Below are 11,938 nucleotides of genomic sequence, written 5' to 3'. Positions count from 1 at the left end.
TGAAGTACGAACGATTCTATTTTAGCTTCTGGCATTATTGGCAATGGAGGTACGAATTTTAGTGTGTGCATAGGGGCAGATGGAAATTTATAAGGGGGTAATAACACATGGCCAAATCAGTTGTACAACTTAAAGGGTTGAGAAAAGACATTAAGAACAAAACGATCATCCATGACCTGGATCTGGATTTGTATGAAGGAGAGGTCTTTGGTTTCCTTGGACCGAATGGAGCGGGTAAAACAACAACAATTCGAATGATGGTAGGTCTTATGAAACCTACTGCGGGAAATGTAATCATTGGAGGAACTTCTTTACTTGAGAACTATGAGAAAACGATCAGTCAAGTGGGGGCAATCGTTGAGAACCCAGAATTGTATGATTACATGTCTGGATATAAGAATCTGATCCATTTCTCTAGGATGCACAAAGGAATTATGAAAGAACGCATTCAAGAGGTAATAAATCAAGTTGGGTTAACTTCTCGTATTGGTGACAAGGTGAAAACATATTCTCTTGGGATGAGGCAACGCTTAGGTTTAGCCCAAGCACTCTTGCATAAACCCAAGTTTCTAATTTTGGATGAGCCAACGAATGGATTAGACCCTGCTGGAATTCGGGAGTTTCGTACATACTTACGTAAGATTGCTCAAGAAGAAGGGGTGAGTATTCTTGTTTCTAGTCACCTTTTATCAGAAATCGAATTAATGTGTGATCGAGTCGGAATTATTCAAAAGGGAAAATTGATTGATATTCGTACTGTTAACGAAGAAACGCAGAAAACGAAGTGGACGTTTACTGTGAATCAACCTATTCAAGCGAAAGATGTTTTGGAGCAGGCATTTGAAGGAGTAGGGATTGAAGCAAATGAGCAATCTATTTCCCTATCAATAACTCAAGATCATGTACCAGAGTATAATAAAGTATTAGTGGAACAAGGGGTTCTCGTTTATGGAATTGAAAATACGAAATCAACATTAGAAGACGAATTCTTGAAAGTAACAGGAGGTGAGCAAGTTGGGTAGTTTTGTTAATTTAGTTCGTAATGAATGGATGAAACTAATGCAAAGAAAGAGTACATGGATTATGTCTATTATTCTTATAATTGCTGTGTTCGGTATATTTGGAGTTTTGAAATGGGATTACAGCCACCGAGAAGAATCAGTTGGGCCAAATACTACTGAACAAAGACTACAGCAACAAATAAACACATACGAAGCTCAAAAATCAGAAGCTGATTCTTCTTCTCAGGAGTATAAGAATGCTGTTGAGCAAATTGAACTTGCCCAATATCGTCTAGATGAAGGGTTAGCGCCTGCTGAGGTGGGGAGTTTCTGGCATGTTATGAATACATCAGCTAACTTCTTTTCTTTAATCGTTTTATTTGTCATTATTGTGGCGTCAGGTATTTTGGCTCATGAATTTCAAAAAGGTACAATTAAATTACTGGCTATTCGACCGGCCACGCGTACAAAGCTGCTTTACAGTAAATATGTAACGGTACTTCTCTTCTCTGTTGCGATTGCTTTGCTTTTACTTGTTTCCTCACTTGTTGCATCACTCTTATACTTCCCTTATGATTCTTACACCCATTTGACTTGGAATGGGGAGTCCGTTTCAGAGTGGCCGGCAATTTTCTGGATCTTACAAAGTTATCTTTATGCGATGGTAAACGTTGTAGTAATGGGGACGATTGCATTTGTAATAGGAGCACTATTTCGTTCAAGCGGATTGGCAATTGGGATTACAATGTTCTTCTCTTTCGCTACGTTACCTGTAATGATGATGTTGAGAAAATATGAATGGGCTAAGTATATTTTGTTTTCACACGTTGAGTTTTCGATGCATCTTAGTCAACCGTTTGTCGATGTAACGCCTTTATTTTCGTTAATGGTCATTCTTATGTATTTGGTCATCTTTCATGCACTTATGTACACTTCCTTTAAGAAACGCGACATAGCTGTTTAATTAGGGATTCGTCTTCTTGACATTGTTAAAAGAATTGCTTACAATTTACTATCATATACTAACGGTCTGAATAACTGTGATAAGGACTAGTAATAAAGATGTCAAGTAAGAAGAGAGGTAGCGGCTGGTGAAAGCTATCCTTGGCCTTTATGAACTCACCTTTGATGTTGCGCACCTGAACGTAAGAGTAGGGTTCGCCGTTCTCCGCGTTAAGGATTCGAGTGAGCGTCAATTGGCGTTAATTTGGGTGGTACCACGGGTATTCAAAACCTCTCGTCCCAGAGTTTGGGGCGAGGGGTTTATTTTTTATACTCAGATCACATTATTCAGTACAAGTTCTAGGAGGTCAAAGGAATGGCATACGATCACAAATCGATCGAAAAGAAATGGCAAGATTACTGGGTTGGTGACAAAGTCTTTAAAGCTGACAGCAGTAGTGATAAAGAAAAATTTTATGCACTAGATATGTTCCCTTATCCATCAGGAGCTGGTCTTCACGTTGGACACCCTGAGGGAATGACTGCAACAGACATCGTTTCTCGTATGAAACGCATGCAAGGCTATGAAGTTCTTCACCCAATGGGCTGGGATGCATTTGGACTACCTGCTGAGCAATATGCACTTGATACAGGGAACGATCCGGCTGTCTTTACGCAGCAAAATATCGATAACTTCCGTCGTCAAATTCAAGCACTTGGGTTCTCTTATGACTGGGATCGTGAAGTAAATACTACAGATCCAAACTATTATAAATGGACGCAGTGGATCTTCACGAAACTGTATGAGAAAGGTTTAGCCTACGTAGACGAAGTGGCTGTTAACTGGTGTCCTGCACTTGGTACAGTTCTTGCGAATGAAGAAGTTGTAGACGGTGTAAGTGAGCGTGGTGGACACCCGGTTGTTCGTAAACCTATGAAACAGTGGATGCTTAAAATTACGGCTTATGCAGATCGTTTATTAGAAGACCTTGAAGACCTAGACTGGCCTGAGAGTATTAAAGATATGCAGCGTAACTGGATTGGTAAATCTGAAGGGGCAGATGTTCACTTTGAAGTAGATGGACACGATGAAACGTTCACCGTATTTACGACCCGTCCAGATACTTTGTTCGGTGCAACGTATGCTGTCCTAGCTCCTGAACACCCATTTGTTGAACGAATTGTATCTGCTGAACAAAAAGAAGCGGTTCAAGCTTATATAAATGAAGTGACGAAGAAAAGTGACTTAGAGCGCACGGACCTTGCGAAAGAAAAGTCAGGCGTTTTCTCAGGAGCATATGCGATTAACCCAGTAAATGGAGAACGCATCCAGATATGGGTAGCAGACTATGTTCTAATGTCTTACGGTTCTGGTGCAATCATGGCTGTTCCTGCTCACGATGAACGTGATTATGAATTTGCTAAAACGTTTGATCTTCCTATCCGTGCAGTGCTAGAAGGTGGAGACGTTGAAAAAGAAGCTTATACAGAAGATGGTAAACATATTAATTCTGACTTCCTAAATGGTCTTGATAAAAAAGAAGGCATTCAAAAAGCAATTGAGTGGCTTGAAGAAGAAGGTAAGGGTGAGAAGAAAACGTCTTACCGTCTTCGCGACTGGCTGTTTAGCCGTCAGCGTTATTGGGGAGAACCAATCCCGGTTATTCATTGGGAAGATGGTTCTGTAACGGCTGAAAAAGTCGAAAATCTTCCTCTTGAACTACCGAAGACAGAAAACATTAAGCCTTCAGGCACTGGCGAATCTCCGCTTGCTAACATTGAAGATTGGGTAAACGTCGTAGACCCAGAGACAGGGATGAAAGGTCGTCGTGAAACGAATACAATGCCACAATGGGCAGGTAGCTGCTGGTACTTCCTTCGGTACATTGATCCGGACAACAGCGAGCAATTAGCTGATCCAGAAAAACTGAAAGAATGGTTGCCGGTTGATATGTATATTGGGGGAGCGGAACATGCTGTACTTCACCTTCTATATGCTCGCTTCTGGCATAAATTCCTTTACGACATTGGCGTGGTGCCGACTAAAGAACCGTTCCAACGTTTATTCAACCAAGGTATGATCCTAGGAGAAAACAACGAGAAAATGAGTAAGTCGAAAGGAAATGTTGTGAACCCAGATGATATCGTCGAGACACACGGTGCAGACACATTGCGACTTTACGAAATGTTCATGGGGCCTTTAGAAGCATCGGTAGCTTGGTCTACAAATGGTTTAGATGGAGCTCGTCGCTTCTTAGATCGGGTATACCGCCTTTTTGCTACAGAAGAGGGGAGTCTCTCTGAAAAAGTTAAAAAAGGTAGTCAAAGTACAGATCTTGAACGTAGTTACCATGAGACAGTTAAGAAAGTAACTGAAAACTTTGAAGCACTTCGGTTCAATACAGCTATTTCACAGATGATGGTCTTCATTAACGATGCATATAAAGCTAGTGAAATTCCTGCAGAATATGCAGAAGGGTTTGCGAAGCTACTGTCTCCAGTGGCACCGCACCTAGCTGAAGAATTATGGAGCATACTAGGCCGTGAAGATACAATTAGTTACGAAGCGTGGCCGATTCACGACGAAGCGAAGCTAATTGATGACGAAGTTGAAATTGTCCTTCAAGTTATGGGTAAAGTTCGTTCTAAAGTAAGTGCGCCAAAAGATGCTTCTAAAGAAGAACTTGAAAAACTTGCGATGGAAGATGAAACAATCCAGGAATGGATCGAAGGTAAAACTGTACGCAAAGTAATTGCCGTCCCTGGTAAGCTTGTAAATATTGTTGCAAACTAATAGCAAAAGAGGCTGCTTTATAAGCAGCCTCTTTTTTTATACACAATTATTTTAAAAAGGCAACAAAACAGAGTATTCCGATCGGGTTAAATACCCATAAACGTATCTCTTGACTTCAAGAAAAAATGATATAAAATAAGGCAGTGCATAAGTTAAAAGGGGGAGCTAGCCGTGTACGAAGTGCAAGAAATTACAGCGATGGAATTAGAAAAAATGTTAAATCAAAATGACCAACCACTTATAATAGATGTACGCGAAAATGAGGAAGTTACACAAGGTATCATTCCTTCTGCTAAGCATATTCCTCTTCAACAAATTCCTGATTCACTAGATAACTTTCGTAAAGATGAAGAATATATTATTGTGTGCCGAGCTGGAATTAGAAGTATGAATGCGTGTTTGTTTTTAGCTCAGCACGGTTTTACGGCTACAAATTTAGCCGGAGGAATGCTCGATTGGAGCGGAGAAGTTATATGATAAATTGCAAGGGGGTTACAGCATGGAAACTTTAGGTCTTATTGCATTATTCATTTTATTAGCTTTATTCATTACGAAGCAATTTATTTCGCCCCTTCTTTATATGAAGAAAATCGATCAGCAATCTGTTTCCGATGACTATTGTGTGATTGATGTAAGAGACTATGTGTCAGCGCATCGTAGTCCGTATCCGGAAGCGGAAAATATTCCACTTTCCTACCTGCCGAGAGCATTGAAGGAACAATTCGAATGTACTAAAGAGATCGTGCTTATTAGTGACGATCTTAGGGGAGTCAGAATGGCTGCTAAAATGATTCGAAAGAAAAAACATCAATCTGTCTATTATATTCAACCTATGTAAGATAAAGGGTCGCTATCTTTTTTGAGTAGATAGCGACCCTTTTCATATATTGTAGAACATAGATGAATACGATCGTATTCATAGCTTGATTATTCATGATACCAATATTACTAGGTTAGAATCGCGTTATGATAATGATTTCAACCTATGTTATTGATTGGATTATAGCTAAGTTTAGTCATGTCTAAAATAAATTTAAAAAAATACTATGATTTCATTGACCTTTTTCATTTAATGCTGTAATATTATTTTTGCTGTCGCGATAACGCACAGCGCAGTCATCATTGAGTTAAAGAAACGTTAAGGAAATGTTAATTTTTCATTGACTCCATGTTAAGACATGTGATAACATATAATTACTTTCCTCGACAAGAGGACAAGTTACATTTGATCTTTGAAAACTGAACGAAACAACATGTAACGTCAATGTCTTTAAATTATTTTAAAGCCAGTAATCATTTATATGATGCTAGGCAAACTCTAACTTTATGGAGAGTTTGATCTTGGCTCAGGACGAACGCTGGCGGCGTGCCTAATACATGCAAGTCGAGCGCGTGAAACAACATGATCCCTTCGGGGTGATTGTTGTGGATCGAGCGGCGGACGGGTGAGTAACACGTGGGCAACCTACCCATGAGATCGGGATAACTCCGGGAAACCGGAGCTAATACCGAATAACCCAGTGAACTGCATGGTTCACTGGTAAAAGGCGGTTTCGGCCGTCACTCATGGATGGGCCCGCGGCGCATTAGCTAGTTGGTAAGGTAACGGCTTACCAAGGCGACGATGCGTAGCCGACCTGAGAGGGTGATCGGCCACACTGGGACTGAGACACGGCCCAGACTCCTACGGGAGGCAGCAGTAGGGAATCTTCCGCAATGGACGAAAGTCTGACGGAGCAACGCCGCGTGAACGATGAAGGTCTTCGGATCGTAAAGTTCTGTTGTTAGGGAAGAACAAGTACCAGAGGAAATGCTGGTACCTTGACGGTACCTAACCAGAAAGCCACGGCTAACTACGTGCCAGCAGCCGCGGTAATACGTAGGTGGCAAGCGTTGTCCGGAATTATTGGGCGTAAAGCGCGCGCAGGCGGTTTCTTAAGTCTGATGTGAAAGCCCACAGCTCAACTGTGGAGGGCCATTGGAAACTGGGGAACTTGAGTACAGAAGAGGAGAGTGGAATTCCACGTGTAGCGGTGAAATGCGTAGATATGTGGAGGAACACCAGTGGCGAAGGCGACTCTCTGGTCTGTAACTGACGCTGAGGCGCGAAAGCGTGGGTAGCAAACAGGATTAGATACCCTGGTAGTCCACGCCGTAAACGTTGAGTGCTAGGTGTTAGGGGGTTTCCGCCCCTTAGTGCTGAAGTTAACGCATTAAGCACTCCGCCTGGGGAGTACGGCCGCAAGGCTGAAACTCAAAAGAATTGACGGGGGCCCGCACAAGCGGTGGAGCATGTGGTTTAATTCGAAGCAACGCGAAGAACCTTACCAGGTCTTGACATCTTCCGCTATCCCTAGAGATAGGGAGTTCCCTTCGGGGACGGAATGACAGGTGGTGCATGGTTGTCGTCAGCTCGTGTCGTGAGATGTTGGGTTAAGTCCCGCAACGAGCGCAACCCCTAATCTTAGTTGCCAGCATTCAGTTGGGCACTCTAAGGTGACTGCCGGTGACAAACCGGAGGAAGGCGGGGATGACGTCAAATCATCATGCCCCTTATGACCTGGGCTACACACGTGCTACAATGGATGGTACAGAGGGCTGCGAGATCGCGAGGTCAAGCAAATCTCAAAAAACCATTCTCAGTTCGGATTGCAGGCTGCAACTCGCCTGTATGAAGCCGGAATCGCTAGTAATCGCAGGTCAGCATACTGCGGTGAATACGTTCCCGGGCCTTGTACACACCGCCCGTCACACCACGAGAGTTGGCAACACCCGAAGTCGGTGAGGTAACCTTTTTGGAGCCAGCCGCCGAAGGTGGGGCCAATGATTGGGGTGAAGTCGTAACAAGGTAGCCGTATCGGAAGGTGCGGCTGGATCACCTCCTTTCTAAGGATAACACGGAAAGCGCAGGCGACTGATTAGGGTCGTACGGATAAGTGAGCTGTTCGGAAGTGGCATTAGCCACTGCAGAATAGATCGCTTATCTCGCTAGACCCTAGTCGCCGGAGCTAGACACAATATCGCGTTCATGTTTGTTTCGTTCGGTTTTGGAAGCTCAAATGCTTTCAAACAGTACCTTGAAAACTAGATAAGAATTAGACATCAAACCAACGTTAGATTTAACGTAAGCATCATTATGATGCGTCTTTTCACATTGATTTTAGATAGTTAAGTGAATAAGGGCGCACGGTGGATGCCTTGGCACTAGGAGCCGATGAAGGACGGGACTAACACCGATATGCTTCGGGGAGCCGTAAGTAGGCTATGATCCGGAGATTTCCGAATGGGGAAACCCACTACCCGTAATGGGGTAGGATCCTTAACTGAATACATAGGTTAAGGAAGGTAGACTCGGGGAACTGAAACATCTCAGTACCCGAAGGAAGAGAAAGCAAACGCGATTTCCTGAGTAGCGGCGAGCGAAACGGAATTAGCCCAAACCAGAGAGCTTGCTCTCTGGGGTTGTAGGACACTCCATTGGAGTTACAAAGAAACAAGATAGATGAATGATCTGGAACGGTCAGCCGAAGAAGGTAACGGCCCTGTAGTCAAAATCTTGTTTCCTCCGGAGTGGATCCTGAGTACGGCGGAACACGAGGAATTCCGTCGGAATCCGGGAGGACCATCTCCCAAGGCTAAATACTCCCTAGTGACCGATAGTGAACCAGTACCGTGAGGGAAAGGTGAAAAGCACCCCGGGAGGGGAGTGAAATAGAACCTGAAACCGTGTGCCTACAAGTAGTTGGAGCCCGTTAATGGGTGACAGCGTACCTTTTGTAGAATGGACCGGCGAGTTACGATCCCATGCAAGGTTAAGATGAAAAATCGGAGCCGCAGCGAAAGCGAGTCTGAATAGGGCGAAATAGTATGTGGTCGTAGACCCGAAACCGTGTGATCTACCCATGTCCAGGGTGAAGGCCAGGTAACACTGGCTGGAGGCCCGAACCCACGCACGTTGAAAAGTGCGGGGATGAGGTGTGGGTAGCGGTGAAATGCCAATCGAACACGGAGATAGCTGGTTCTCTCCGAAATAGCTTTAGGGCTAGCCTCAAGGTAAGAGTCTTGGAGGTAGAGCACTGATTGGACTAGGGGCCCTCATCGGGTTACCGAATTCAGTCAAACTCCGAATGCCAACGACTCATCCTTGGGAGTCAGACTGCGAGTGATAAGGTCCGTAGTCGAGAGGGGAACAGCCCAGACCACCAGCTAAGGTCCCTAAGTTTATGTTAAGTGGAAAAGGATGTGGAGTTGCTCAGACAACCAGGATGTTGGCTTAGAAGCAGCCATCATTTAAAGAGTGCGTAATAGCTCACTGGTCGAGTGACTCTGCGCCGAAAATGTACCGGGGCTAAACATAACACCGAAGCTGTGGATTGTTCTTACGAACAATGGTAGGAGAGCGTTCTAAGTGCTGTGAAGTCAGACCGTAAGGACTGGTGGAGCGCTTAGAAGTGAGAATGCCGGTATGAGTAGCGAAAGAAGAGTGAGAATCTCTTCCACCGTAAGTCTAAGGTTTCCTGAGGAAGGCTCGTCCGCTCAGGGTTAGTCGGGACCTAAGCCGAGGCCGAAAGGCGTAGGCGATGGATAACAGGTTGATATTCCTGTACCACCTCCTTTCCGTTTGAATGACGGGGGGACGCAGTAGGATAGGGAATCCGCTCCACTGGATGTGAGCGGCCAAGCAGTGAGTGAGATGCATAGGCAAATCCGTGCATCAATCACAAGCTGTGATGGGGAGGGAACTATAGTACCGAAGTTCCTGATTTCACACTGCCAAGAAAAGCCTCTAATGAGGAAAGAGGTGCCCGTACCGCAAACCGACACAGGTAGACGAGGAGAGTATCCTAAGGTGATCGGGAGAACTCTTGTTAAGGAACTCGGCAAAATGACCCCGTAACTTCGGGAGAAGGGGTGCTCCTTCATAGGAGGAGCCGCAGTGAAAAGGCCCAATCGACTGTTTAGCAAAAACACAGGTCTCTGCGAAACCGAAAGGTGAAGTATAGGGGCTGACACCTGCCCGGTGCTGGAAGGTTAAGGGGATGAGTTAGCTTATGCGAAGCTTTGAACCGAAGCCCCAGTAAACGGCGGCCGTAACTATAACGGTCCTAAGGTAGCGAAATTCCTTGTCGGGTAAGTTCCGACCCGCACGAAAGGTGCAACGAATTGGGCACTGTCTCAACAAGAGACCCGGTGAAATTATACTATGCGTGAAGATGCGCATTACCCGCGACAGGACGGAAAGACCCCGTGGAGCTTTACTGTAGCCTGATATTGAATGTTGGTACAGCTTGTACAGGATAGGTGGGAGCCGTCGATACCGGAGCGCTAGCTTCGGTGGAGGCATCCGTGGGATACCACCCTGGCTGTATTGACATTCTAACCCAGGACCGTGATCCGGTCCGGAGACAGTGTCAGGTGGGCAGTTTGACTGGGGCGGTCGCCTCCCAAAAAGTAACGGAGGCGCCCAAAGGTTCCCTCAGAATGGTTGGAAATCATTCGCAGAGTGCAAAGGCACAAGGGAGCTTGACTGCGAGACCTACAAGTCGAGCAGGGACGAAAGTCGGGCTTAGTGATCCGGCGGTGCCGCATGGAAGGGCCGTCGCTCAACGGATAAAAGCTACCCCGGGGATAACAGGCTTATCTCCCCCAAGAGTCCACATCGACGGGGAGGTTTGGCACCTCGATGTCGGCTCATCGCATCCTGGGGCTGTAGTCGGTCCCAAGGGTTGGGCTGTTCGCCCATTAAAGCGGTACGCGAGCTGGGTTCAGAACGTCGTGAGACAGTTCGGTCCCTATCCGTCGTGGGCGTTGGAAATTTGAGGAGAGCTGTCCTTAGTACGAGAGGACCGGGATGGACGCACCGCTGGTGCACCAGTTGTTCCGCCAGGAGCACAGCTGGGTAGCTACGTGCGGAAGGGATAAGTGCTGAAAGCATCTAAGCATGAAGCCCACTTCAAGATGAGATTTCCCATCACTTCGAGTGAGTAAGATTCCTTGTAGACGACAAGGTTGATAGGTCGGAGGTGGAAGCGTGGTGACACGTGCAGCTGACCGATACTAATAAATCGAGGGCTTATCTATCTAAAGCGCAAACGACCGCTTAGACCCGTACGGATAAGACAGATTTTTGGAAAAGGCGTTAGCCTTTGTAGAAAAGATGACTTATACGCTAGGGTCTGGGAGTTGGAGCTGGAAGTCAGCTCAAGCGCAAACACGTGAGCAGGCACGATGTCTTAATTCTTATCTAGTTTTGAAGGTACTCCTTCAAACAAAACAATAGTATGGCGGTTTTGGCGAAGAGGTCACACCTGTTCCCATGCCGAACACAGAAGTTAAGCTCTTCAGCGCCGATGGTAGTCGGGGTTTCACCCCCGCAAGAGTAGGACGCCGCCATGCAAAAGTAAACAATGACTCATCATTTGAGTCATTGTTTTTTATGTTTATATATTCTTTTTTAGCATGACCATATCAGTTGCCTGAATACCATATTCTACAATTGGTTCATTATAAGAGCTGAAGAAATCTTTTTTTATGGCATCGAATCGGAACCCTGCTTTTTGATAAAAGGCTAAATTCCCAATACTAGAATTTGCTGTTCCCACAATCATACTTGTGTAACTTTTTCTTTTGTAGGATATTGAAAACTTCTGAATTAGCTCCTTTCCCATTCCTTTCCCTCTTTTAGTATGTATAAGAGCCATATTCTTAATTTCTACTTGCCCTTCAGCAGGAAAAGTAAAAAGAATAACCCCTACTGTTTCATAATCTTGTGTAATTTTATATAGTTCTCCCTCGTGTATATACTCCCAGATTTTATCTTCGCTATCATCCGCTAATTTTAACAAAGGGAAAAGATTTTCCCGGTTTCCTGAATCCACAAAACAAATGTCGTAATCTCTCACCATGCTTCCTCCATTCATCGTTTTCGACAGTCATACTATCTAATGCCTGTTGATAAAGAAAGGGTAACATAATATGTGATCCGGTGAAATGTGAACCGATCTTATACAAGATCCCCAAGCTTCTCGTCACTTCTGTGCCCAATTGAAAAAGTTCAATTAAAATATAAAAATATGAAACGATCTAGCCAGTTAAACCGTAATACATATTGGTACTTAAAAAGCTATATTTAAGTGTGCTGATTTGACAAAATTATCAATAAACTGTATTGTCGAGATGTGGATCACGCAAGCGTGACATA

6 protein-coding genes, 3 rRNA genes and 1 other annotated feature are annotated in these 11,938 nt (G+C 44.6%); of the genes, 8 read left to right on the top strand and 1 reads right to left on the bottom strand.

Annotated elements, in window-relative coordinates:
• The first annotated feature begins 107 nt into the window (after positions 1–107).
• From IMZ31_RS14675 to rrf, 8 genes are all read left to right on the top strand, one after another.
• Entirely contained in the window at positions 108–1,022 is a 915-nt protein-coding gene (locus tag IMZ31_RS14675; RefSeq protein ID WP_207528047.1) for an ABC transporter ATP-binding protein, read from the top strand.
• Positions 1,015–1,965 (top strand): ABC transporter permease, encoded by a 951-nt coding sequence (locus tag IMZ31_RS14670; RefSeq protein WP_207528046.1) that lies wholly within the window; start codon positions 1,015–1,017, stop codon positions 1,963–1,965. The genes IMZ31_RS14675 and IMZ31_RS14670 overlap by 8 nt, the downstream gene beginning before the upstream one ends.
• Before the next feature lie 67 nt (positions 1,966–2,032).
• Positions 2,033–2,249: a binding site (T-box leader), on the top strand.
• Positions 2,250–2,319: 70 nt separating this feature from the next.
• The gene (gene leuS / locus IMZ31_RS14665; RefSeq protein WP_207528045.1) at positions 2,320–4,737 is read left to right on the top strand and encodes a leucine--tRNA ligase; all 2,418 of its coding nucleotides are present in this window, start codon (positions 2,320–2,322) and stop codon (positions 4,735–4,737) included.
• A gap of 171 nt (positions 4,738–4,908) precedes the next feature.
• Positions 4,909–5,214, top strand: a complete 306-nt coding sequence (locus tag IMZ31_RS14660; protein ID WP_207528044.1) for a rhodanese-like domain-containing protein — start codon at positions 4,909–4,911, stop codon at positions 5,212–5,214.
• 22 nt (positions 5,215–5,236) lie between these two features.
• Complete coding sequence (locus IMZ31_RS14655; protein ID WP_036787572.1) at positions 5,237–5,575, top strand: rhodanese-like domain-containing protein; 339 nt, start codon at positions 5,237–5,239, stop codon at positions 5,573–5,575.
• A gap of 485 nt (positions 5,576–6,060) precedes the next feature.
• Positions 6,061–7,623 (top strand): 16S ribosomal RNA (locus tag IMZ31_RS14650).
• Between the two features lie 280 nt (positions 7,624–7,903).
• Positions 7,904–10,818 (top strand): 23S ribosomal RNA (locus tag IMZ31_RS14645).
• Between the two features lie 199 nt (positions 10,819–11,017).
• Positions 11,018–11,133 (top strand): 5S ribosomal RNA (gene rrf, locus IMZ31_RS14640).
• The 16S, 23S and 5S rRNA genes sit together here, the layout of an rRNA operon.
• Before the next feature lie 44 nt (positions 11,134–11,177).
• On the opposite strand, the gene IMZ31_RS14635 is transcribed toward rrf, so the two are convergent.
• Entirely contained in the window at positions 11,178–11,639 is a 462-nt protein-coding gene (locus tag IMZ31_RS14635; RefSeq protein WP_242705574.1) for a GNAT family N-acetyltransferase, read from the bottom strand.
• Positions 11,640–11,938: the final 299 nt, after the last annotated feature.

The sequence above is a fragment of the Pontibacillus sp. ALD_SL1 genome, assembly GCF_017355605.1.
This window is presented reverse-complemented; position numbering and strand designations above follow the sequence as displayed.

What these genes read in the sequence shown, in the direction of transcription:
- IMZ31_RS14675 (WP_207528047.1), top strand. Translation starts at nt 108, where the DNA reads ATGGCCAAATCAGTTGTACAACTTAAAGGGTTGAGAAAAGACATTAAG.
- IMZ31_RS14655 (WP_036787572.1), top strand. Translation starts at nt 5,237, where the DNA reads ATGGAAACTTTAGGTCTTATTGCATTATTCATTTTATTAGCTTTATTC.
- leuS (WP_207528045.1), top strand. Translation starts at nt 2,320, where the DNA reads ATGGCATACGATCACAAATCGATCGAAAAGAAATGGCAAGATTACTGG.